At 48.3% G+C, this 24,516-nt stretch carries 22 protein-coding genes; 9 read left to right on the forward strand and 13 right to left on the reverse strand.

The features are described 5' to 3' along the window. The first annotated feature begins 61 nt into the window (after positions 1–61). From HYN48_RS08255 to HYN48_RS08275, 5 genes are all read left to right on the forward strand, one after another. Complete coding sequence (locus HYN48_RS08255; protein WP_108370653.1) at positions 62–3,082, forward strand: T9SS type A sorting domain-containing protein; 3,021 nt, start codon at positions 62–64, stop codon at positions 3,080–3,082. Between the two features lie 82 nt (positions 3,083–3,164). Then, positions 3,165–4,157 carry a glycosyltransferase family 2 protein gene (locus HYN48_RS08260; protein ID WP_108370654.1) on the forward strand — a complete coding sequence of 331 codons (993 nt, stop codon included), beginning with the start codon at positions 3,165–3,167 and terminating at the stop codon, positions 4,155–4,157. A gap of 2 nt (positions 4,158–4,159) precedes the next feature. Further along, positions 4,160–4,747 carry a dephospho-CoA kinase gene (gene coaE, locus HYN48_RS08265; protein WP_108370655.1) on the forward strand — a complete coding sequence of 196 codons (588 nt, stop codon included), beginning with the start codon at positions 4,160–4,162 and terminating at the stop codon, positions 4,745–4,747. Between the two features lie 68 nt (positions 4,748–4,815). Then, on the forward strand, positions 4,816–6,396 hold the full coding sequence (locus HYN48_RS08270) for a sensor histidine kinase (protein WP_108370656.1): 1,581 nt from the start codon (positions 4,816–4,818) through the stop codon (positions 6,394–6,396). Between the two features lie 3 nt (positions 6,397–6,399). Next, positions 6,400–7,131, forward strand: a complete 732-nt coding sequence (locus HYN48_RS08275) for a response regulator transcription factor (RefSeq protein ID WP_108370657.1) — start codon at positions 6,400–6,402, stop codon at positions 7,129–7,131. A gap of 143 nt (positions 7,132–7,274) precedes the next feature. On the opposite strand, the gene HYN48_RS08280 is transcribed toward HYN48_RS08275, so the two are convergent. The 7 genes from HYN48_RS08280 to HYN48_RS08310 are packed head-to-tail and all read right to left on the reverse strand — an operon-like array spanning position 7,275 to position 14,211. Further along, positions 7,275–8,021 (reverse strand): acyl-[acyl-carrier-protein] thioesterase, encoded by a 747-nt coding sequence (locus HYN48_RS08280; protein WP_108370658.1) that lies wholly within the window; start codon positions 8,019–8,021, stop codon positions 7,275–7,277. A gap of 40 nt (positions 8,022–8,061) precedes the next feature. Continuing rightward, entirely contained in the window at positions 8,062–8,976 is a 915-nt protein-coding gene (gene miaA, locus HYN48_RS08285) for a tRNA (adenosine(37)-N6)-dimethylallyltransferase MiaA (protein WP_108370659.1), read from the reverse strand. Between the two features lie 3 nt (positions 8,977–8,979). Next, the gene (locus HYN48_RS08290) at positions 8,980–10,341 is read right to left on the reverse strand and encodes an exonuclease domain-containing protein (protein WP_108370660.1); all 1,362 of its coding nucleotides are present in this window, start codon (positions 10,339–10,341) and stop codon (positions 8,980–8,982) included. 47 nt (positions 10,342–10,388) lie between these two features. Then, the gene (locus HYN48_RS08295; protein WP_108370661.1) at positions 10,389–11,048 is read right to left on the reverse strand and encodes a YggS family pyridoxal phosphate-dependent enzyme; all 660 of its coding nucleotides are present in this window, start codon (positions 11,046–11,048) and stop codon (positions 10,389–10,391) included. A gap of 22 nt (positions 11,049–11,070) precedes the next feature. After that, on the reverse strand, positions 11,071–12,288 hold the full coding sequence (locus HYN48_RS08300; protein WP_108370662.1) for a DUF1015 domain-containing protein: 1,218 nt from the start codon (positions 12,286–12,288) through the stop codon (positions 11,071–11,073). 18 nt (positions 12,289–12,306) lie between these two features. Next, entirely contained in the window at positions 12,307–13,194 is an 888-nt protein-coding gene (locus tag HYN48_RS08305) for a 3-hydroxyacyl-CoA dehydrogenase family protein (protein WP_108370663.1), read from the reverse strand. Positions 13,195–13,245: 51 nt separating this feature from the next. Further along, the gene (locus HYN48_RS08310) at positions 13,246–14,211 is read right to left on the reverse strand and encodes a Gfo/Idh/MocA family protein (protein WP_108373485.1); all 966 of its coding nucleotides are present in this window, start codon (positions 14,209–14,211) and stop codon (positions 13,246–13,248) included. A 244-nt stretch (positions 14,212–14,455) separates the two neighbouring features. Here HYN48_RS08310 and HYN48_RS08315 point away from each other — a divergent pair, with 244 nt between their 5' ends. Next, complete coding sequence (locus HYN48_RS08315) at positions 14,456–15,097, forward strand: protein-L-isoaspartate(D-aspartate) O-methyltransferase (RefSeq protein ID WP_108373488.1); 642 nt, start codon at positions 14,456–14,458, stop codon at positions 15,095–15,097. 15 nt (positions 15,098–15,112) lie between these two features. Here HYN48_RS08315 and smpB read toward each other — a convergent pair whose 3' ends face one another. After that, entirely contained in the window at positions 15,113–15,571 is a 459-nt protein-coding gene (gene smpB, locus HYN48_RS08320) for an SsrA-binding protein SmpB (protein ID WP_108370664.1), read from the reverse strand. 270 nt (positions 15,572–15,841) lie between these two features. On the opposite strand from smpB, the gene HYN48_RS08325 reads away from it, so the two are divergent. Then, complete coding sequence (locus HYN48_RS08325; RefSeq protein ID WP_108373490.1) at positions 15,842–16,072, forward strand: VF530 family protein; 231 nt, start codon at positions 15,842–15,844, stop codon at positions 16,070–16,072. Here HYN48_RS08325 and HYN48_RS08330 read toward each other — a convergent pair whose 3' ends face one another. From HYN48_RS08330 to HYN48_RS08340, 3 genes are all read right to left on the reverse strand, one after another. Then, positions 16,073–16,495 (reverse strand): hypothetical protein, encoded by a 423-nt coding sequence (locus HYN48_RS08330; protein WP_108370665.1) that lies wholly within the window; start codon positions 16,493–16,495, stop codon positions 16,073–16,075. Between the two features lie 62 nt (positions 16,496–16,557). Further along, entirely contained in the window at positions 16,558–17,133 is a 576-nt protein-coding gene (locus tag HYN48_RS08335) for a GNAT family N-acetyltransferase (protein ID WP_108370666.1), read from the reverse strand. Further along, on the reverse strand, positions 17,133–17,981 hold the full coding sequence (locus HYN48_RS08340) for an aldose 1-epimerase family protein (protein WP_108370667.1): 849 nt from the start codon (positions 17,979–17,981) through the stop codon (positions 17,133–17,135). The genes HYN48_RS08335 and HYN48_RS08340 overlap by 1 nt, the downstream gene beginning before the upstream one ends. Before the next feature lie 131 nt (positions 17,982–18,112). On the opposite strand from HYN48_RS08340, the gene HYN48_RS08345 reads away from it, so the two are divergent. Then, positions 18,113–20,362 (forward strand): M1 family metallopeptidase, encoded by a 2,250-nt coding sequence (locus HYN48_RS08345; RefSeq protein WP_108370668.1) that lies wholly within the window; start codon positions 18,113–18,115, stop codon positions 20,360–20,362. A 135-nt stretch (positions 20,363–20,497) separates the two neighbouring features. Here the strand turns inward: HYN48_RS08345 and HYN48_RS08350 are convergent, their stop codons facing one another. Then, positions 20,498–21,043: a type 1 glutamine amidotransferase domain-containing protein gene (locus HYN48_RS08350; RefSeq protein ID WP_108370669.1), complete on the reverse strand. Its 546-nt coding sequence runs from the start codon at positions 21,041–21,043 to the stop codon at positions 20,498–20,500. 183 nt (positions 21,044–21,226) lie between these two features. Further along, positions 21,227–23,818, reverse strand: a complete 2,592-nt coding sequence (gene clpB / locus HYN48_RS08355; protein WP_108370670.1) for an ATP-dependent chaperone ClpB — start codon at positions 23,816–23,818, stop codon at positions 21,227–21,229. A gap of 169 nt (positions 23,819–23,987) precedes the next feature. Here clpB and ytxJ point away from each other — a divergent pair, with 169 nt between their 5' ends. Beyond that, positions 23,988–24,371, forward strand: coding sequence for a bacillithiol system redox-active protein YtxJ (gene ytxJ, locus HYN48_RS08360; protein WP_108370671.1), 384 nt, complete (start codon positions 23,988–23,990; stop codon positions 24,369–24,371). The last annotated feature ends 145 nt before the right edge of the window (positions 24,372–24,516 follow it).

The raw sequence follows: 24,516 nt of genomic DNA on the forward strand, positions 1-24,516 counted from the left end.
CTGCTTTGCGTATCTTTATTTTTTTTATACTTTCGTCGACTTATTAACCCTTATTAAGCTTATGATGAAAAAGAATTACTTATTCTTACTCTTGTCGGTTTTTTGCTTTCAGGCTAACGCCCAGATTGTCAACGAATCGGCAAACTGGCCCAACCAGGCCTGGACGATCACCGGGGATTACAGTACCCTTCCCGCGGCGTTCGAATCAGATCCTACCGCTACGCCAAATTTTGCGTTTGATGATGACGATGCCACGAACGGGCACGAAGACAACATTGCGGCGGAATCTCCTGTTATCGACCTCACTGCCGCATTTGCAGGCAATGAAAAGTTTATTTCAGTAACTGCACAATACGGTTACCGTTACCTTGCTGATGACGTTTTGGTATTTCAATATTGGGATGCCGATGCCGCTGTATGGGTAAACTGGGGCGCTAATATCCCGGGGAATGACCTGACTATTGTGGACAATTTCTGTACCATCCCTAAAACCACCATTTCAAGCGGTGCGTTGGGGATTGGAAATTTTACACCCAACCAGCTTGCAAACTTCAGGTATCGTATTTCTTACGATGACAAGATCGGCGGGGCAGATTGGAACTACGGTTTCTGCTTCGATTCGCCGGTGCTGACTTCAGCCGCCTGCGGAACACCGTCTGCAATCATGTTTTCAAACACCACGGCCAACACGGTAGATGTTGCCTGGGGAGATCTAGCCGTACCATACGAGTACGTTATTGATGAGAATGCAGGAGATCCTGCAGGAGCAGGTATTGCGAGCGCTACCAATAGCGTGTCGATCAATAACCTGACACAACTGACAATGTATTATTTCCACGTCAGGGCGGTATGCGCGCCTGGCGTATACAGCGCCTGGACCACGGCAAGTTTCACTACTTTGCCCGATCCTGCCGCTAACGACGAATGCGCCAATGCCATCGATCTTACGGTAAACCCGGATTTCGCATGCGGCACGGTAACTGCCGGGACTTTGCTTGGAGCTACGGAATCCGCTGAAACCGATAACGGTGCCGGTACGCCTGATGATGACGTTTGGTATACCTTTACCGCCACGGCAACTTCCCAAAAGATTTCTCTTTCAAACGTGGCCGGAACGCCAACCGATATGGTTTTTGAAGTGCTCAGCGGAAGCTGCGGTGCTTTTACAAGCCTGTTGATCAGTGACCCTAACACAAATTCAGTGGGTAACCTGACTCCGGGTGAGGTATATTACATCAGGGTGTTCAGCTACACTGCGGGTGGAAGCAATTCAACTACTACGTTCAATATATGTGTGGGTACACCACCACCTCCGGCTGCAAACGACGATTGCAACGCCGCTGAAGCGCTTACGGTGAATCCTGATACCAGCTGTGCGGCTGTCACTGCAGGAACTTTGCAATCGGCTACCGATTCAGGTGAAGGAGACAACGGTGCAGGTACGCCTGATGACGACGTTTGGTATACCTTCGTGGCCACCAACCCGGTACAGACCATTACATTGTCCGGCATCACAGGGTCGGCCACTGACCTCGTACACGAAGTGCTTTCAGGAAACTGCGGCGGCGGGTTTACAAGCCTGTCTGTCAGTGATCCTAACTCAAGTGCCGTAGCGAACCTTACTGTAGGCGATACGTATTATATCAGGGTGTTTACCTCCGGTACCACAGCTTCTGATACCACGTTCAACATCTGCGTGGGCACACCACCACCGCCACCGGTTAACGATGATGCGACAGGTGCCCTCGAACTGGTATTAGACCTGGGAACAGCTTGCGGACCGAATAAGATTACGGGTATCTCTAACGACCAGACTTCACCGTCTCCGGAAGTGAATCCAACTTGTATGGACCAGTACAACCCTTCACAGGGTAATGGCGATTTGTGGTTCTATTTCGTAGCGCCAAACCCAACCGTTACTTTGAATATTTCTGACATTACGGGAAGCATCATTACCGTTTCAAGCGCGCTGTATTCAGGTACTCCGGGTAACCTTACTGAAACAGGTACTTGTGGTAACGCCGCAACTAAAACCTATTCTGACCTGATTCCGGGCGACACGTATTACCTGAGGCTTTGGGATTATGGCAACGACGGTATCGGTACATTCAGCCTTTGCGGATACTATATCGACTGTGTAAACCCTACAGCAACATATACTGTAGTTTCTGACTGCGCTAACGGACCTCAGTTCTTCGTAAATGTCGATGTAACTGACATGGGTTCTGCCTCATCAATTACAGTGAGTGACGACCAGGGAAGTGCATCACAAAACCTTTCAGGCGTTGGTATGGTTACTTTCGGGCCTTACCAGAACGGTACTTCGGTAATTTATACTGTGGCGAACGACCAAAACGCCGTTTGTACACTTACAAGCCCTGCGAGGACCCAGGCGGCCTGTCCACCGGCAAACGACGAATGCGACGCAGCAGAGAGCTTCGTGGTAGGTTCAGTAGTAGGTGAAATCGTGTATGACGCGTCCAACTTAGGTGCGACAGGATCTGCGCAAGCAGCCCCTGCAACCTGCGGAGGATATTCCGGTGGTGACGTGTGGTATACTATCGTTACGCCGCCTTCAGGAAATGTAATCATTGAGACCCAGAATTCAAGTACTGGCGCTACAGGTGTAGACACTGTTGTGACCGTATATTCGGGTGACTGTGCTAATCTGGTTCAGGTAGGTTGCGACGATGACGGAGCGGCTACAGGTGCTTATTCGAAAGTAACCGTAACAGGACAAACTCCGGGTGCACCGCTGTACTTAAGGGTATACGAATATGGTAACAACAACTTCGGTGGTTTCGGTATCACGGCTTACGATGATTCAATGCTGGGCACCAACCCATTGAACGACGGTAAGTTTTCAGTATATCCAAACCCGGTACACAATGTGTTGAACCTGTCTTATGACACCAACATGTCAGGCGTGGCCGTATACAACCTCGTTGGCCAGCAGGTGATTGCAAAATCACTGAATGCTACTGCCGCTCAGGTAGATATGTCAGGACTTGCTGCGGGCACTTACATCGTGAAAGTAATGGCCGATAACCAGGTGAAAACCATCAAGGTCATCAAACAATAGGAAGCCAGCTTCCATAACTCAAAAGCCACCCTTACCGGTGGCTTTTGTTTTTTATAAAATGTATCTTTGTTAAAATTTAAAGATGCTTTTTTCGCTGATCATACCGGTATACAACCGCCCCGATGAGGTCGAGGAACTGCTCCACAGCTTATCTGGAACTTCCTATCAATTTGAGTTCGAAGTCGTAATCGTAGAAGATGGCTCGCCAATACCGTGCGAGGCTGTCGTAAATTCGTACCGCAGTAAGCTCGACATCAGTTACTATTTTAAGCCGAACTCCGGTCCCGGCGACTCGCGCAACTTCGGGATGCGTAAGGCGAGGGGCGATTATTTCCTGATTTTTGATTCCGACTGCATCATTCCTTCGCAATACCTTGACGAAGTGGCAACAGCGCTCAACCATGGTTACGTCGATTGTTTTGGGGGACCCGATAAAGCGCTCGATTCATTTTCTGATATCCAGAAAGCGATTAATTTTGGGATGACTTCGTTTCTGACGACGGGCGGAATCCGCGGCGGATCGGAAAGCACAGGAAAATTCCAGCCAAGGAGCTTTAATATGGGCCTGTCGAAACAAGCATTTAAGGCTTCCGGCGGGTTCGGGAACATCCACCCCGGCGAAGATCCGGACCTGTCCATAAGGCTTTGGAAACTGGGTTTCGAGACCTGTTTGTTCCCTAAGGCATTCGTATACCACAAACGCCGCATCGACTGGTCAAAATTCTACAGGCAGGTAAACAAATTCGGTAAGGCACGGCCGATACTCAACAGCTGGTATCCTGAATACACGAAACTGACTTTCTTTTTCCCGACGCTGTTCCTGTTAGGTTTTGTCTTCTCAGCAATTATGGCATTGATCGGATGGAACTTCTTTATTTTGTTTTACACACTCTACTTCTTCCTGCTGTTCGTGCTCTCTGCAATCCGGAATAAAAGCGTTCGAATCGCGCTGTTGTCAATCGTTGCCGTATCGGTACAGTTTTATGGCTATGGCATCGGGTTTCTGCAATCGTTCCTCAAGGTGCAATGCTTAAAAAAAGACCCTAAGAAAGTGTTTCCTGAATTATTTTTCTGAGTATGGCAAAGATTATCGGACTTACGGGCGGTATAGGCAGCGGCAAGACTACAGTGGGACGGATGTTCATGGCGCTTGGCGTCCCGGTGTACATCGCCGATGATGCAGGCAGGAAAGTACTGATGCTGCCGGAGGCTGTTAGTGCGCTGCGGAAGGAATTCGGGGCCAGCGCGTTTACCGACGGGTTGCCGGACCGGAAGAAGATAGCGCAAATCGTATTCAGCAATCCCGATAAGCTCGCCAGACTCAACAACATCATACATCCTTTGGTAAAGGAAGACTTTGCCTTATGGCTTGAGGAACACCGGAAGTCCCCGTTCGTGATAAGGGAATCCGCAATACTCTTTGAAAGCGGAAGCCATACCGACTGCGACAGGATTATCACGGTTACCGCGCCATTAGAGGACCGGATTTTGAGGGTCATGGCACGCGACAATACAGACCGTGAATCGATACTGGCGCGCATCAATGCGCAATGGAGCGATGCGGAGCGCGCAGCAAAAAGCCATTACGTCATTGACAATGTGGATATGGAAAACACCCGGAAGCAGGCGGTTGCAATCTACGAATCTTTGATAAATTCAATGTAGGCAGGCAGATGTTAATCTTTGGTTAATGTATTATTCGAACATATGTTAAAATGTTAATTTTGTAATTAATGAATAAGACATTATTTCGATTACTTGTTTTTTTAATGAGCCTTTCTTTGATTGGCATTATTTTAGTCCAGCTTTACCTGATCAATACATCATTAAAAAATAACGAGGAGCAATTCAAATACCATGTCAAGCAGGTCATCGGGAGCGTCTCCGAAAAGCTGAAACAGAGGGAATTATACACCTTCCTGAACGAATACAACAAGCTCAAGGACAGTATTGGCAAAGACCCCAAACAGAGCGAACTGCTGAACTTTATCCTGGTCCAGAACAACAGGATGACCAATGAAACCGTTATCTATTCCAATAGCATCATTGCTGATGATTACGGCATTTCGTTCTTTGATAAGAAGAAAGATTCGATCGTAAAGGCGAACAATTTTATTTCGCGGCGGAAGACTGAGATCTTTTCCGGCAACGCGATTGACAAATCATCGATGCAGCACAATGTCGCGCCGGATATGACCATACAGAAATCAGGTACGATTGAATTGCTCGATAAAGTGCAGTTTGACATTTCCTTCCGCGATATTGCAGAGACCAAGGCGATCACCGACCGGATTTCAGTCGAGGAGCTTCAGAAACTGCTCGGGCAGGAACTCAGGCAGGCAGACGTAATCACACCGTTTGAATTCGCGGTATACGGCAACGGGTTGGCGACGAAAATTAAATCGGATAAGTTCAAGGTCAATAAAGACGCTACGTTCAAGACCAAGATACTCACTGACAACGAGGGGGAAAGCAAATACGAGCTGTTGGTGACGTTCCCCGAGAAGAAAAAATTCCTGTTCTCGGAACTGATCAATATCACGATCCTGTCGATTATTTTTACGCTGGTCATCATCATCGCCTACAGCAGCGCGCTGAACCAGCTGATCAAGCAGCGGCAGATTTCCGAAATTAAGACGGATTTCATCAACAACATGACGCATGAGTTCAAGACCCCGATTGCAACGATTAATCTGGCCCTGGACGCAATCAGGAACCCTAAGGTGCGTGACGACCAGGAAAAGATGGATCGTTACCACCAGATGATACGCGACGAGAATAAGAGGATGCATGCGCAGGTTGAAAACGTACTCAGGATCTCAAAACTGGAGAAGCGTGAACTTGAAATCACGAAAGAATCGACCGACATCCATGAGATTATCGAAGATGCGGCGGAACACGTACACCTCATTATTGAAGACCGCGGCGGCGTGATTACACAACATCTGGACGCAAAGAGGACCACAGTACTGCTCAACGACGTCCACTTTACGAACGTCATCGTGAATATCCTGGATAATGCGATCAAGTATTCACCCGAATCGCCGGTAATCGACGTATATACTGAAAACGTCAAGGATTTCGTTATCATTAAGATTAAGGACCATGGCGCGGGTATGAGTAAAGCGGCCCAAAAAAGGATTTTCGAGAAATTCTACCGCGAGCATACCGGTGACATCCACAACGTGAAAGGCCACGGATTAGGCCTGGCTTACGTCAAGCGTATTGTCGACGATCACAACGGACAGATTGCAGTAGAAAGTGAAAAAGGAAAAGGTAGTACCTTCATCATAAAATTACCATTAATAAATTGAAATATGGAAACAGAAAACAAAAAAATCCTTTTGGTAGAAGACGATCCGAACTTCGGGTCTATACTGAAAGACTATTTAATCCTGAACGACTTCCAGGTCACACTGGCTAAAAACGGGATGGAAGGCTTTGAGAAATTCAAGAAAGAGCCTTTCGACCTTTGTATCCTCGATGTGATGATGCCTTATAAAGACGGTTATACTTTAGCAAAAGAAATCCGCGAGAAAAATAAGGACATTCCGATTATATTCCTCACCGCCAAATCGATGAAGGAAGATGTTCTCAAAGGGTACAAAGTAGGGGCAGATGACTATCTGAACAAGCCGTTCGACTCCGAGGTGCTGCTGATGAAAATCAAGGCGATCCTGCAAAGACAGGCAACCGAGGTCAAGACAGATGTCGCAAAGTTCGAGTTTGAAATCGGTGACTTCCACCTGAATTCAAAATTGAGGTTCCTGACTTACAAAAAAGAAGAGCCCGTCAAGTTATCGCCTAAGGAAAACGAATTGCTTAAGATGCTTGCCGTGTATGAAAACGACCTGATGCCCAGGGAGCTCGCACTGACAAAAATCTGGAGGGATGACAATTATTTTACCTCAAGGAGTATGGACGTATACATCGCCAAACTCAGGAAGTACCTAAAACCCGACGAAAACGTGGAGATCCTGAACATCCACGGCGAAGGTTTCAGGCTCGTGGTAAAGAATAAGCCAAAGGCCGCCGCTACGGCAGAATAATACAGGAAGCTCCGGGAAACCGGGGCTTTTTTATTTTAAGGAGCTTTTTCCGGCTATCCGTTACAATCTTTTACTACCACTTTCAGGCGTCACGTCGCTTGCCGCGACAGTAAAAGGATTTCCACTGCTATCCGGGCTAGGGGTTACCGTTTCAATTCCAGTTCCAGTGCAAAACAGGATTTGCCTTCGCGCGAAATCGAAAATATCGGGTTCTTGTCGGTTTTCATTTCCTCAATGCACACTTCCTCGCCAAGCATCAGTTCTTTCATGAAATTCATTTCAAAAGCATTGACCTGACTATCCAGCAGGATATGCGGATCGAGCGTGTCCAGGCACCATTCGAGGTATTTGACATTATTTACGTGGTTCACGATATCAAGATCAGAAACCACGACCTTATGCTTTCTGACCGCCTTCACCGATTCGAAGAACATAATTTTCGAAACCCGTTGCGTCGTCGCAAAAACATCAGTGTATTTATGGTAATGTTCGTGCGGCAGTGCCAGGGCTTCCGGACGCCGGATCCGGGTGTTGAAAACCGCCCAGTAGGTCTCGCAGCCCACCAGTTTTTCACCCGTTTCACCATAAACTTCCAGGGCACGCACCGATCTCGAATTTTCAAGCGATACAATCCAGGTTTTTACCGTTACGGTTTCCTTCCACTTGGGGAGCCTCAGCACTTCGACACGCATCCGGCTCAACACCCAGGCTTGTGAAAACTGCTGCATTTCCGAAAAGCTGATGCCTCCTTTCTCTGCATGGTACGCCGCGGTGAGCTGCAGGATATTGCACAGATCGGTGTATTTCATAAGGCCGTTCGGAGCACACTGTGAAAAGTTGACATCCCAACGGTGCTCATATATCGAGGAGAAATCTTCAGCTATCGGCATGTGGCAGGTACGGTTTAAAATTTGGGTTTGGTAAACGGATTCAAATATGAAGTGTCAATTGCCCTTCAATATACGCAATTATTTCGGCCGGATCAGTGTTGTAGTCGAACCATTTTGTGTCTGCACTCCGCCGAAACCACGTCAATTGGCGTTTGGCAAAACGCCGGGTGTTTTTCTTGATTTCGGAAACCGCAAAATCCAGTTCGGTTTTTCCCTCAAAAAAGTCGAACAATTCCCGATAACCTACTGTCTGCAATGCGTTCAGGTTCCTTTGCGGATACAGCCGCTCCGCTTCAGCCAGCAGGCCCTGCTGCATCATGATGTCGACCCTGCGGTTGATGCGGTCGTAAATCACTTCCCTGTCGGCATCCAGTCCGATCAGGATCTTATTGAAAGTCCGCTGCGTGCTTTTTCGCCTTAAGAAATGGGAGTAGGGCGTACCCGTCCCGATGCATACTTCCAATGCGCGCATCATGCGCTGTGGATTTCCTTTGTCCACCGTCAGAAAATAGTCCGGGTCGAGCGCCAGCAATTGCTCCTGCAGGAAAGCCATTCCCAGTTCATTGTATTTTGTTGCAAGTGCGTTCCTGATTTCGGGATCAATCTCCGGAAAATCATCAAAGCCATTCAGTACAGCGTCCACATACAATCCTGAACCGCCCGTCATCACCGCCACATCACTTTTTCGAAGCAACTCATCAAGTGTGGCGATGGCTTCTTTTTCGAAATCACCCACCGTGTATGCGTCAAAAATCGATTTGTTGTGGATAAAATGGTGCGTCACCGATTGGAGTTCGGCCTCGCTCGGAACGGCGGTCCCGATGCGCATCTCCTTAAAAAACTGCCGCGAATCGCAGGAAAGGATCTCACAGCTGAAATGCTTCGCCACCTCGATTGACATCGCAGTCTTGCCTATTGCCGTGGGCCCTACAATGGTGATCAGCGACTTCGCCATGACCTAAAAATGGACGATTTTAAGATGGCGCGTGCGCTGGATGTGCTTCTGGATGATGTGTGCCGTGTCGCGGTTATTCGGCATGGAAACGAGTATATTCTTGAGAATGCTGATGTTATTGATCTGGTAATTGAGGTCATAAAACGCAAATCCTTTATAAACGCCATCTTCAATCAGGACTGCACTGCGTTCGTTGACTGTGCGCCCGCGATCGATTATCATCATGCTTTTTTCCGCGAAAAGGGTATGGTCTATAAAAGATTGCACGCGCGCATTGTATGCTTCCACCGGCACTTTACCGATACAAGCGCCGTCGCATTCGCTGATCTTATACTGAAAACACTCAGCATCCGTCTGGTACAAGCCGTTCAGTTTCTGGCACATTTGATATTGCGCGCTGATTCTAAAGAATGCATTGCGTGCTTCCTGCAACGAGGCGAAGGAAATAATCTCTTTTTTACGGCGGTCGGTTTTCTGTAATTTCAGGCAGGTATAACCTGAGGCATCCGTTTCAGGATACAACGCCCACGGGAAAATCGTTTTCTTGTTCGCGCGGTTGTAAACGGGTTTATTCACTTTAATCTCTTCAGATTCCTTGAGCAACGCGATGAGTTCGCTGCCGGTAAGCTCAAAGGTGACTGTAAAGGCTTCATCCTGGATCTTTTTGCATTTTGCGGTGGTTCCTGTAAAATGCTGGTTCACGCGTTTGCGGATGTTCCTGCTTTTCCCGATGTAGATAATCGTACCATCTTCCCGATGGATATAATAAATGCCCGTTTTGGAAGGCAGGCTCTCGACAATGTCATACAACTTCGGTGCGATGCCCCTTACAATTTCAGATTTGACCAGCGTGGTTAAAATTGTCTTTTCCAGATCTTTGTCCAAAAGCATCTTGAAAAGTTTCACGGTGGCCATCGCATCGCCACTCGCACGATGCCTGTCGGCCATTGGAATGCCCAATGCCCGCACGAGCTTGCCCAGGCTATAGGACGGCTGCTCCGGGATGAGCTTCTGAGCCAATTCGACGGTACATAACGTCTGGGCCTCGAATTGATACCCGAGGCGTCGGAATTCCGTGCGCAGGATCCGGTAATCAAAAGACGCGTTGTGGGCGACAATGATGCAATCCTGTGTAATTTCAATGATGCGTTTGGCGACTTCGAAAAACTTCGGTGCCGACCGCAGCATGGCATTGTTGATCCCCGTGAGCTTCACCACGAAGGGTTGGATCGGGATTTCGGGATTGACCAGGCTGATGAATTGATCAACCACTTCATGCCCGTCGTGGCGATAGATGGCAATTTCAGTGATGCCTTCTTCGTTGTACTGGCCGCCAGTGGTTTCTATGTCGAGTATTGCGTACAAATTTTGTATTAAAATGTAAATGAGGCGAGGTAAGCGACGCGCTCTGGTTATCGCCCACCAAAGATACTACTTCCAATCCGAACCATCGTGCTGCCACATTCGATTGCTGTCTGATAATCACCGGACATGCCCATGGACAGTATATTCAGCCGGCAGTTCTCCGCGTCAAGCGGTCGGAAATGATCGAACAATGATTTTAAAAACAGAAATTCCTTGCGGATCTGCGCCGGGTTGTCGGTAAAAGTCGCCATGCCCATCAGGCCGGTGATTCGTATCGAGCGAAGTGACTTCAGCGTTTCTGACGTGAGTAACTCGGCCAGTTCCTTTTCGTTAAGTCCGAATTTCGTTTCCTCTTCAGCGATGTGTACCTGCAGCAGGCAATCGATAATGCGGTTGTTTTTTTTTGCCTGTTTGTTGATTTCTTCCAACAATTTCAGGCTGTCCACACCGTGGATCAGTGCAACGAAAGGTGCCATGAACTTCACCTTATTCGTCTGCACATGGCCGATCATGTGCCATTCGATATCCTTCGGCATGGCCTCATACTTTTCGGCCATTTCCTGGATTTTGTTCTCTCCGAAAATGCGCTGCCCGGCGTCATAGGCCTCCATCAAGTCCGATACAGGTTTCGTTTTGGAAACGGCAACCAGCGTGACATGGGATGGCAAGCCGGTTTTTATGGCGTTGAGATTGTCGGCAATTCGCATTGTTATGGTTTTAGGAGTGATGTCAAATTTCGTACACGACCAATCCGCTGCGGAATTTGGGTTCGATGTAAGTGCTTTTTGGAGGCATGATCAGGCTGTTGTCTGCCAATGCCTTTATTTCTGAAATTTCGGTTGGAAAAAGCATGAATCCCACCTCAAAATCGCCTTCGTCGACGACTTCCTTTATCGTAGTGATGGATTGGTTTCCGGGAATGTAATCGATGCGTTCGTCGTTTCGAAGGTCTGTAATCCCTAAAATCGGCTGCAAGACTTTATCATACAGGATTTGCGCGTCGAGTCGGTCAGCGATTGAACTGAAACTATTCCCATCCTTGAGCTGCAGGCAATAAAATTCGCCTTGGAGGTACATCCCGAACTGGAACTTCTTTTCCGGTTTCCATAGTGCCTGTTCCTTGTTTTTTACCCAGAAATCATGGCTTAAGGCTGTGAGGAAGTCGGCTTTTGACAGTCCGTTGAGGTCACGGATGATGCGGTTGTATTCGTAAATCCTGACATTGCTTTCGGCAATCAGGAAACTCATAAAGTAATTCAGGTGGTCGTTTCCGGTGCTTTTATCTTCCTCGTACAGCAATTCCGCCGAAGCAGAGCGGTGGTGCCCATCGGCGATATATACATCCCCGACAGCGTCAAACTGGTTTTTCAGGAAAGCCAACTCGTCGTCCGAATCAATTTTCCAAAGCGTGTGCTTTTCTTTTCGGGTCGTTGAAAATTCATATAATGGCGCGGCGGTCCTTTTGACTTCAATCCATTGGTTCAGTGCGTCGTTGTCCGGGTAGGTAATCAGCACCGGTTCGGTGTTAAAGCCCGTCTGGTGCAGGTAATCCTTAAACAACTCTACGCGGTACTGCAGCGTGTCTTCATGTTTTTTGATTACATCATTCCGGTAATCCTGTATTGATGTGGCGGCAATAATTCCGATAAAATCCCGTGTTTTGGAATGGATGTGGTACAGGAACATCACCGGTTTATCCTCCCTTATCAATATGTCTTCGGCTTTAAAATCCCTGTATTTCTGTGCCACCAGCTTAAACCGTTTTTCCAATCCGGCCTTTTGCTGGTTTACATAGGCCGGGTTCAGTACGTGCAGGAAAGAAAACGGATTGAAATCCAGCTGTGATGCCAGTTCGGCAGCAGAATACTCCTCATACGAACGCGACGTTACCAGGCTGACCTTGTCAGCTGCGGGGCGCACGGCATGAAACGGGATGATTTTGGCCATCGGCAAATGGATAAATAGTTATGAAAATTGCTTCGAGACTTTTTCGGCTTTTTTGCTTTCGGTATAATCGTAAAATCCTTCCCCCGATTTTACACCAAGTTTCCCGGCCCGAACCATATTGACCAGTAACGGACACGGTGCGTATTTCGGGTTTTTAAAGCCGTCGTACATCACATGCAGGATGGCCAGGCATACGTCAAGCCCGATGAAGTCAGCCAGTTGCAGTGGCCCCATGGGGTGTGCCATACCCAGTTTCATCACGGTATCGATCTCATAAACGCCGGCCACACCATTGTATAACGTTTCCACAGACTCGTTGATCATCGGCATCAGGATGCGGTTGGCAACAAATCCGGGATAATCATTCACTTCCACAGGAACTTTTCCCAGGGTGACAGACAAATCCATGATGGTTTTTGTGACTTCGTCTGAAGTGTTGTAACCGCGGATGATTTCGACCAATTTCATAATCGGGACCGGATTCATGAAGTGCATGCCAATCACGCGCTCAGGATGGGAAACCACCGCTCCGATTTGGGTAATGGAAATCGATGAGGTATTGGTCGCCAGTATCGTATTGTGGGAACAGGCGTCGTTGAGTTGACGGAAAATATTCAGCTTCAGCTCGACGTTTTCGGTAGCGGCTTCAACGACAAGGTCTGCTCCGATGACGCCGTCACTGATTTCTGTGTACGTGATGATATTCCCGATCGTATTGTGTTTGTCATCTTCCGAAATGGTGCCTTTGGCTACCATCCGGTCAAGGTTTGCAGCGATGGTCGCCATGCCCTTGTCGAGCGACTTTTCAGAGACATCAATCAGTTTTACGGTGAATCCGCTTTGTGCAAAAGTATGGGCAATGCCGTTACCCATGGTTCCGGCTCCGATTACGGCTATATTTTTCATTTTTTGAGTTTGTATTTTAGCAATGAGCATTACGAATAGGACAGTGTCCTGTTATTTTTTAGAGCTGTCGATGATCTGGTAGGCGACACGAAGCGCCTCGGTTCCGTCTTCCAACGTGACGACGGGCGTTCCACCGGTGTTGATGGCATAGGCGAAAGTCTCAAGTTCATCTAAGATCGCATTGTTTTGCGACACATCGGGATTGGCAAAATAAATTTGCTTTTTTACGCCTTCGGCATTTTGGAGGATCATATCGAAATCGCCGGGATTTTCAGGAGCATCTTTCATTTTTACGACTTCGCACTTCTTTTCGAGGAAGTCCACAGAAATGTAAGCGTCTTTCTGGAAAAAACGCGTCTTGCGCATGTTTTTCAGCGAAATACGGCTCGAGGTCAGGTTGGCCACACAACCGTTCTCAAACTCGATGCGGGCATTGGCGATATCAGGTGTTTCGCTTAGGATGGAGACACCGCTGGCGTCGACGCGCTTTACCCTGGATTTCACGACGCTCAGGATTACATCGATGTCATGGATCATCAGGTCGAGTACGACCGGCACATCGGTACCGCGAGGATTGAATTCGGCCAGGCGGTGCGTTTCGATGAACATCGGGTTTTCAATCAAATCGCGCGTGGCCAGAAAAGCGGGGTTGAAACGCTCGACGTGCCCAACCTGTCCTTTGACATTATATTCCTTCGCGAGCGCGATAATTTCTTCGGCTTCTTCAACACTATTGGAAATCGGTTTTTCAATAAATACGTGTTTGCCTGATTTTATAGCCACTTTCGCACATTTGTAATGGGAAAGGGTAGGGGTCACGATGTCTATCACATCAACAGCATGGATCAGCTTGGCAATCGTATCGAACTGTTTGTAACCGAATTCCTTTGCGATTTTCTCGCCATTCTCGTGATTTTCGTCGTAAAAACCGACGAGCTCATATTTTTCAGATTGTTGCAGTAAACGCAGGTGGATTTTTCCGAGATGCCCTGCGCCTAAAACGCCTATTTTTAGCATAGTGGGGATGTTTTTATTTGACAGTAGCCGCCATTGGGCAGCGGTGAACAAAAATAAGACTATTTGGGCGATATTCTGAAATAGATTAAAAAATTACACCTGTAGCCGATGTAATTTTTTCGGTGACTTATCTAGGCGGGCGCCTTGGGAAATTGGTTTCGGTATACCAGGATATTTTTGGCCGGACAAATGCCCAATGTACTTTTACTTTGTTATTTTTACCGCACCAAAACTTTTCCCCACTTTGAAAGATACAGCCAAACATCAGGGATTGCGCAATCAGCTGGCCGCCGCGCTAGAGCAGAAGGGCATCACCGACAAGCAAGTGCTCGATGCAATCAGGAAAATCCCGAGACACCTATTCCTGAATTCAAGTTTTGAAGATTATGCCTATCAGGATAAGGCGTTCCCGATTGGTGCCGGGCAGACGATTTCGCAGCCGTACACGGTGGCATTCCAAAGTCAGCTTCTCGAGGTCAGAAAAGACCATAAGGTGCTCGAAATCGGCACGGGTTCCGGGTACCAGACTGCAGTGCTATGTACAATGAGCGCGAAGGTGTACAGTGTGGAAAGGCAGAACGAACTTTTTAAGCAAACCACGATTTTATTGCCGAAACTCGGCATACGGCCAAAGCATCTTTCGTTCGGGGACGGCTACAAAGGACTGCCGAACCATGCGCCTTTTGACAGCATTATTGTGACTGCGGGTGCGCCGGTGATTCCCAAACCGCTGATGGCACAATTAAAGGTAGGTGGCAGGCTCGTTATCCCACTGGGCGAAGAGCAACAAATCATGACACTGCTGATCCGTAAAAATGAAACGCAGTTTGAAAAGCATGAATTCGGGGAATTCCGTTTTGTGCCGTTACTCGAAAATAAGAATTAGGCGTAACGGCTTATCTTAATTGTTGAAGGCCTTCTTGATCCGATCCAGATCGCGTCGGGTATCGCTTTCCTTCAATGATTCGCGCTTGTCATACGTCTTTTTACCGCGGCATAAACCGATGTCGAGCTTGGCCAGGCCTTTTTCGTTAGTGTGTAATTTGAGCGGAACGATGGTCAGTCCTTTAGCCTGTACGCTGCGCTCGAGACTTTTGAGTTCTCGCCTGTTCAGCAGCAGCTTGCGTTCGCTGCGCGCACTGTGATTGAACTGGTTCCCGAAACGGTATTCCTCGATGTACGTATTGATTGCGAAGAGTTCGCTGTTGCTAAATTCACAAAAACTTTCGGTGATGTTTGCCTTACCGAGTCGGATGGATTTGATTTCGGTTCCGGTAAGCACGATACCGGCGGTGTAGGTCTCGATAATTTCATAATCGAAACGCGCGCGTTTGTTAAGTATGTTGACGGTTTTTACCATGGCCTGCAAAGATAGCAAGATTTCGCCTAATCCTTCCGCCGGACCCGCAATCGCTTTAAAAAAAATCCCGGCACATGATTTCGGTCATTTTTTTGGTGAGCAGTCTGTGGTATTTTTGGCATGCAGACTGAAGGAGCTATAAGGCGATTATTTCCGGAAGTCGCATTTTTTTGGTTTTAGATAGGTGTTTATTGGTGAAAGCCATTAACCGGACCGCTGTCTTTCCCGCAGCGGTCTTTTTTATTACCTTCGGGCAAACAATTTGAAATGATGCAGCATCAGCAATCCTCAGATCCCTTACACGGTGTGACCCTGCAAAAAATACTGGAAACGCTTGTAGCTTTCTATGGTTTTGATACCCTGGGCGAATTGGTTCCGATAAAATGCTTTAACATCGACCCGTCGATCAGGTCCAGCCTTACCTTCCTGCGCAAAACCGAATGGGCTCGCAGGAAAGTCGAAGCGCTTTACATCCGTACACTGCCTAAATTGCCACAGTGATTATCCCACAACGATCGTCATGGTTTTGTATGTGGTCTCGGTGATCTTGAATTTCAGCACATAGGTGCCCGAAGCAAGTCCTTTAAAAGTATAGGGCGTCGTTTTCGCAATAACACCATCGATACAATCACAGCCGAGGTATTTGGTCACTACGGTAATGGTTTTTTCGTTGGTAGCGGTCGCTTCCTCATAAAATCCGAGGAAACTGCCGCAGCTGTCGGCGACATTAAACGTCACGTCGAATGTCACCGGCTGGTTAATGCCGGCGGTAGTAGGGCCCGTGACATTCGTCACGCCCACATTCTGTGTGTTGTAGCATTCGTTGACCGCGGGGTCAGAGTCACTGAGGCACGAAGTCAGCGAGACACACAACAATGCTACGATAAGGGTTTTGGCGCTTAAAAGGGTTTTTATGGTCTTCATATCTGTTTTTTTTTTGAAGGGATAATATTTTGATGGTATGGTTGCGTCGGATAAAAACGAAATTAGCCCGTGCGATTAGTTTTTTTGAAGTTTTTTTTCAGAATGGAGTAAATTACTCTATCGAGGAATTTTCCGTCATAATATTCACTTTCGATGAAATGCGCTTCTTTCACAAAATTATTTTTGATCAAAACCCTTTCCGAAGCTTCGTTTTCAGGTGCAATGACGGCCTCCACCGAATGAAAACCGAGCACCGCGAAACCATAATCTAAAGCGAGGTTTGCGGCTTCGGTGGCGATGCCTTTACCGCTGTGTTCCGGCAGGAGCATATATCCGATTTCTGACCTGAAATGCTCTTTTTGCGTCCTGTAAAATCCGATGATCCCGACCAGTTCCGGAGCGCCCTTAAGCGTTATTGCCCAGTTGATTGCTTCATTGGCATCGATGCGTTCTTTAATGAGGTCGATGTGCGCCATCGCGCCATCGTGATCGGTGACCAGCGGACGCGGTATGTACTGCATGGTCTGAGGGTCTGACCGCAAACGGTAAACCTGTTCTACATCGTCAGCGGTCAGCCTGCGCAACAGCAGCCTATGGCTTTCCAGTATCGGGAATGGTGAAAAATTGAATGTGATCATTACAGCAAAGTGATTTTAAATTGTGCATTGAAATCCTGCGCTGGCTCCAGTGCAATGATTCCGGGTTTTTCTTTCAGTTGGTGGTTTGCGTCGAGCGCATCCGCATAGCCCAGCCAGGGCTCAATACACAGAAATGCAGCGCCGGTTTTGGTCCATAAACCCAAATCCGGGAAATCCTCAAAATCCACTTTCAGAATCGGTTTTTGGTTTTCGAGCAACGTTAGCGAGTGAAATCCTGCGTTCCGGAAAATCAGTGCGTCCGTGTCAAATAATGCGTAATCGAGGGGAAGCCTGCCTTCGATAAGGGGCAACGTCATGGTTCTGCCTGACAACAGTCCGTTGTCAAGCAACGAACTCACCAACGTTTTTGCTGACACCATTTCAAGCGCATAGTTCGCGAAAGGTTCAGGAAGCGCGAAAGCCGGATGCGCGCCCAGCGAAAAATACTGCTGTCCGTCGCCCAGGTTGGAAACCCGGTAGGCGATGGTGACTGCCTCCGCGGAAACGCTGTACACGATCCTGAGTTCAAAATCAAACGGGTACACTTTCAAAGTTTCGGAATCCGACTTTAAAAGGAAAGTCGCCGATTCATCGGTTTTGCTTTCCAGCGAGAATACCATGTCGCGCGCAAAACCATGCCGGTTAAGATGGTACTGCCGATCATTAAAAAGATACTTATCGTTTTTCAACGTGCCCACAATCGGGAAAAGGACCGGTGAATGTTTACCCCAAAATTCAGGATTTCCGTCCCAGAGGTATTCGCGGCCTTGATAAGTGAGTGAAATCAATTCCGCTCCATGGTGATTGATAGCAGCCGAAACATTGCCGTTTGAAATGGTAGTAGTCAAATCTTTTTTTTACAAATTTAATTAAATCAACCTCATTCTTTGGGGTGAAACTGATTATAAATTAATTGGCAAAGCGTTTGCAATTCCCTATTATATTTTTTCTTTTATTTGTTGCCGAAATTGGTTAAAAAATGAAAAAACTCATGCTCAGGGCCACGTGTATTGCGGCCTTATTTTTTGCTGCCGGCCAGGTGCAGGCACAAACCGAATCGGTCTATGATTATCATGCCGCATTTGGCCCCGGATTTTACACTTCAAATGGTACCGAAACCCGATCGGCCAGCGGGCAGCCGGGGCCGAAATACTGGCAAAACCGTGCCGACTATAAATTGACGGCCTCCCTGGATGAAAGCAAGAGTGAGATCACGGGTTCGGAAATCCTCACGTACACCAACAACAGCCCTGACAAACTTGGATTCCTGTGGCTGAACGTCGACCAGAATTTGTTTAAGTCCGATTCACGTGGTAGCGCAGTCATTCCGCTTGACGGCAGCCGCAACGGCGCAGACGGTCAGGTTTTCGATGGCGGCCATAAAATCAAATCCGTGCGGTTGCTCACGACGGTAAAAGGGATTACATCAGAAAAAGAACTGCAGTTTAGCATCAACGACACCCGCATGCAGGTCCAGCTGCCGACGGCGGTAAACCCAAACGGCGGCACCGTGCGGCTAAAGATTGATTTTTCGTTTATTTCTCCAGTGTTCGGCTCTGACCGCATGGGTATACAGGATACCAAAAACGGGAAAATTTTTGAGGTAGCGCAATGGTACCCGCGGATGTGCGTGTATGACGACCTGCGCGGCTGGAATACGCTGCCGTATCAGGGAGCAGGCGAATTTTATCTTGAGTACGGCGATTTCGATGTGATGATCACTGCGCCGTCTAACCATATTGTGGTCTGTTCAGGTGAGTTGCTCAATGTGAAAGAGGTCTATACTGCGGAACAGCAGAAAAGGTGGGCTGCAGCAGCGCAAAGTGATAAAACAGTCACCATCCGTGCTGCGCAGGAAGTGACCGATCCCGCTTCGCGGCCTGCGGGGAAATCCACGCTGACCTGGCATTTTGCCATCAGGAATTCACGTGATGTCGCGTGGGCATCGTCAGCAGCATTTATCATAGATGCGGCGCGGATCAATCTCCCGGAAGGCAGGAAGTCGCTCGCCATTTCAGCCTATCCGATCGAAAGCGACGGGCAGAAGGCCTGGGCAAGATCTACCGAATACACTAAAGCCTGTATCGAGAATTATTCGAAAAGATGGTTTCCGTTTCCCTATCCGGCAGCAATCAATGTCGCGGGAATTACAGGCGGGATGGAGTACCCTGGAATTGTATTTTGTGGTTATAAATCGAAAGCCGGCGGACTCTGGGAGGTCACTGACCACGAATTTGGGCACAGTTGGTTCCCGATGATCGTGGGTTCTAATGAACGGCTGTATGCCTGGATGGATGAAGGTTTCAACACGTTCATCAATTCGATCAGTGCGAAGGATTTCAATAATGGGGAGTATAAATCGTTTGAAATGGGGATGGATTTTATGTGCAAGATGCTGGCTGCGCCGGGTCTTGAACCTATTATGACGGCACCTGACGGATTGAAGGAAAATAACCTTGGGACGCTGGCGTATTTTAAGCCATCGGCGGGGCTGATTATCCTGCGCGAGCAGATTCTCGGGAAAGAACGCTTTGACCGCGCTTTCCGGACATATGTGGAACGATGGGCATTTAAACATCCTGCACCTGATGATTTTTTCCGCACGATTGAAAATGTTGCGGGCGAAGACCTGAACTGGTTCTGGCGTGGCTGGTTCCTCAATAACTGGAAGCTCGATCAGGGCGTGACCGGCGTCAGGTACCCAAAGAATGACCCGAAAAATGGGGCGATCATTACTTTGGAAAACAGGGAAAAAATGGCGATGCCCGTGGTGATGGATGTAAAGATGGCCAGCGGTAATGTAAAGCGGATTACCCTTCCGGTAGAAATCTGGCAGCGCAACGCCACGTGGTCATTCAAGGCTGACACCGATGAAGAGATTGTAAAGGTGACACTGGATCCGGACGATGTTTTCCCTGACAGCAATAGCAGCAATAACAGCTGGTCCGCGCCAGCTAAGGACGGCAGTGCATCAGGAGAAACTGCCTCAGCACTGAAGAATTTTGAAGGCAAATATGCCAGCAAAACCATTCCGACCAAAATCGAATTTGCTGAGGAAAACGGCGAATTGGTTGCGACCATCGATGGTGAAGGGCCGATTCCGTTGAAGAATGAGGGTAACAATAAGTTTTCGATTGAGGGCGAACTCGAACTCGAATTCAGTGCTGACGGCGCTGAACTTCATTTCAGGGCGAGCGGATTCGACTTCCTGTTCAACAAAGAAAAATAAGTACGTGAAAAATAAAAACTCCGGGGTTCGCCCGGAGTTTTTTTTTACAACCCTGTCGGGAATCAGGTATCGCGTGGGCAAACTTCCCTTTCCAAGACAGGCAGACCAAATATTTGGTACGACTGTTCGCCGCAGTTATGATGCAGGCTGATGTTGTCCTTCCATGATTTCCTCTACCATTTTTTTGTTGAATGCGGGTAGATCCTCAGGTGTACGGCTTGTTACGAGTCCCTTGTCGGTGACAACTTCCCGGTCATGCCAATCGGCGCCTGCATTGATCAGGTCGGTGCTGACGGCTTTGACCGATGTCATCTTCCTGCCTTTTACGAGTCCGGCGCTGATCAGTGTCTGCGGACCATGGCAAATGGCCGCTACGGGTTTTCCGGCTTCAAAAAATGCCCTCACAAAATCTAGCGCTTTCTCGTTTGTGCGCAGCTGATCAGGGTTGATTACCCCACCCGGCAGCACGAGCGCGTCATAATCGTCTGCGGAGGCGCTGCCCAACACCGCATCGACATCGTATTCCTTTCCCCAGTTCTTGTCGGCCCAGGCCTTAATCGTGCCGGCTTCAGGGCTGATAATTTCAGCGGTCCAGCCTTGTGCTTCCAGATGTTCTTTTGGTGATTTCAGTTCGCTTTCCTCAAATCCGTGTGTTGCCAAAATAGCGATTCTCTTGCTCATAACTTCAAAATTTAAGATGTTGTTTATTCACCTAAAGTTAGTCATTACCGACACAGGGATTTCCGAAAAAGTTTTCAAGATTTCAAGGTGCGGGTAGCGTTAAAAAAAAACGCCGGAACAAGAGTCGTCCGGCGTCTGGGTATTATCGTGTTACCACACTTCATTCAGTTTTCCGCATTTTTATTACCCCTGCCTGAAGACCAGTTTTCCATCAAAACTGTCGAGTAGTATGATGCTTTCGGTATTCACTTTCCCTGAAAGGATCTCTTTGGAAAGCTCGTTCAGTACTTCCTTCTGCACCACCCGTTTCACCGGCCTGGCCCCGAAATGCGGATCATAGCCTTTCTGGGCGAGATAAGAAATCGCTTCGGGCGTGGCATCAAGCGTAATTTGCTGTTGCGCGAGCATTTTGGTAACGCCTTTCAGCTGTATGCCCACGATTTCGCGGATGTTTTGTTCCGTTAACGGTGTGAACATCACGATGTCGTCGATCCTGTTGATGAATTCCGGGCGGACGGTTTGTTTCAGCAGGCCAAGGACTTCGTTTTTCGCCAATTCCGTTGCAGCTTCCACACTGCCCTTCAGGTTAGAGAATTTTTCCTGGATGATTTCGCTTCCCATATTAGAGGTCATGATGATGATCGTATTCCGGAAATCGGCGAGGCGCCCTTTATTGTCTGTAAGCCTGCCTTCATCGAGTACCTGCAGGAGGATGTTGAAGGTGTCGGGATGCGCTTTTTCGATTTCATCCAGCAGTACCACCGAGTACGGTTTTCTCCGGACGGCCTCGGTCAATTGCCCGCCCTCATCATAGCCAACATATCCGGGAGGTGCGCCCACGAGCCTGCTTACGCTGTGACGCTCCTGGTATTCACTCATATCGATGCGCGTCATGGCGCTTTCGTCATCAAACAGGTATGCCGCCAGGGCTTTTGCCAATTCGGTCTTACCCACGCCCGTGGTCCCGAGGAAAAGGAAGGTCCCGATGGGTTTTTTGACGTCCTGAAGCCCGGCGCGGCTGCGGCGTACCGCATCACTGACCGCCTCAATGGCTTCTTCCTGACCCACGACCCGCTTGTGTAATTCTTCTTCGAGCAGCAGCAGCTTTTCGCGCTCCCCCTGCAACATCTTCATTACGGGGATACCGGTCCATTTCGCCACCACTTCAGCGATGTCTTCCCGGGTGACTTCTTCCTTAATCAGGGAAGTGCCGCCACTTTGATTTTCGGCGAGCTGGGTTTGCAATGACTCGAGCCGGGTTTGTGCGTCCTTGATTTTCCCGTAACGAATTTCCGCTACTTTCCCGTAGTCGCCGTCGCGCTCTGCACGTTCGGCTTCATATCTGAAGTCCTCGATTTCTGTTTTTACTGCCTGAATGCTGTCAACGATATCCTTCTCTGATTTCCATTTGGCGAAAATCTCATTACGGTCTTCCTTGAGGTTGGCCAATTCCATGCCGAGGCCTTTAAGCTTGCTTTCGTCATTTTCCCTTTTGATTGCCTCAATTTCGATTTCGAGCTGCATGATCTTGCGGTCCAGCACATCGAGTTCTTCGGGTTTGGAGTTGATCTCCATGCGCAGTTTCGAAGCCGCCTCATCCATCAGGTCGATTGCCTTGTCGGGCAGGAACCTGTTGGTAATGTAGCGCTGCGATAATTCCACGGCTGCAATAATGGCTTCATCCTTGATCTGGACTTTATGATGTGTCTCGTATTTTTCCTTGATGCCCCGCAGGATGGAAATTGCGCTTTCCGTATCCGGTTCGTCAATCAGCACCTTCTGGAAACGGCGTTCCAGGGCTTTGTCTTTCTCGAAATATTTCTGGTATTCGTCGAGGGTCGTCGCCCCGATGGCGCGCAATTCGCCCCTCGCCAATGCCGGCTTGAGGATATTGGCCGCATCCATCGCACCCTCACCGCCGCCTGCGCCTACGAGGGTATGGATCTCGTCTATAAAAAGCACGATGTCCCCTTCGGCAGCGGTCACTTCCCGTACTACCGATTTAAGCCTTTCCTCGAATTCGCCTTTGTATTTTGCACCGGCGATCAATGCACCCATGTCGAGCGAAAACACGATTTTGTCCTTCAGGTTTTCGGGCACGTCACCATCGACGATGCGGTGTGCAAGTCCCTCAGCGATGGCCGTTTTACCTACGCCGGGTTCACCAATAAGCATCGGATTGTTCTTGGTCCGGCGGGTCAGGATCTGCAGTACGCGCCGTATTTCCTCATCGCGCCCGATCACGGGATCGAGTTTTCCGTTTGCTGCGAGTTCATTGAGGTTCTTGGCATATTTGTTCAGCGCGTTGTACGTTTCCTCAGCGGATGCCGAGGTAACGCGTTCGCCTTTACGCAATTCATCGATAGCGGCTTTGAGGCCTATTTCAGTCACGCCATGGTCTTTAAGGATTTGGGCAACCTTACTTTTGGAGTTGAAAATGGCCAGCAGCAGGTGTTCAATCGACACGAACTCGTCGTTCATTTTACCGGCTATGATTTCTGCCTCGTTCAATGTCGTTCCCGTGACGCGCGACAGCATGATCTCGCTGCCGGATACTTTCGCGAAGCTTTGCAAAGAACTGGCGATTACCTGTTCAAACAAGGGCACATTTACGTTGAGCTTTTTCAGGAGAAACGGCGCAACGTTTTCGTCAACTTCGAAAATGGCTTTCATAAGGTGTTCATTTTCTATTTGCTGGTGCCCATAGCTTTGTGCAAGCTGCTGTGCCTTCTGGATCGCTTCCTGCGATTTGATTGTAAATTTGTTGATGTTCATATGTTTATGATGTTTTTGCCTTAAGGAAACCTTAAACGGCATGATGTTGTAATCTGGTTTGTGTAACTTCGCGACGGTTTAATCAAATGATGTTCCAGTTGGAGGCATCGGACAAAATGTCGCGTAAACCCTTGAAAACAAAGACAAAATGTCTTAAAATACGACAATTATGGGAATTAGGAACATGTTCGGAAACAAACACAGCGCGGGGAACGGCCTGGATTGGGTACTTCTTGAAGAGATGGACCAGCTCGAACAGCTTGCGGAAGAATCGTTTAGTGCACCGGTCACCATATTTAAACACAGTACACGCTGCAATATCAGTAGCTTTTCGTTGCGGCAGTTCGAACGCGCCTACGACATCCCGGCGGACAGGATGAGGTTGTATTTTCTTGACCTGCTTGCTTACCGAAACATTTCAAACGAGCTTGCCCTGCGATTCGGGGTAGTCCATCAATCTCCGCAGATCCTGGTGGTTAGCGAAGGAAAGGCCGTCTATGATGCGTCGCATGAAAATATCAGTGCGGAAGACCTGAGGAAATTTGCAGAGTGATAGGGAAAAGGCGTTTGGGCGGTCAAACGTCATGCTGGAAATCGCCTGAATTTATCCGCGGAACCGCGCCAGGGATGGCAGCGGCATCCTTTTTTTAACCTGGAAGGTTTAAAAAAGATACAGCGGACAGCCCGATCCCGGTATT

Source organism: Flavobacterium magnum (assembly GCF_003055625.1).
GTDB classification, from domain to species: Bacteria; Bacteroidota; Bacteroidia; order Flavobacteriales; family Flavobacteriaceae; genus Flavobacterium; species Flavobacterium magnum.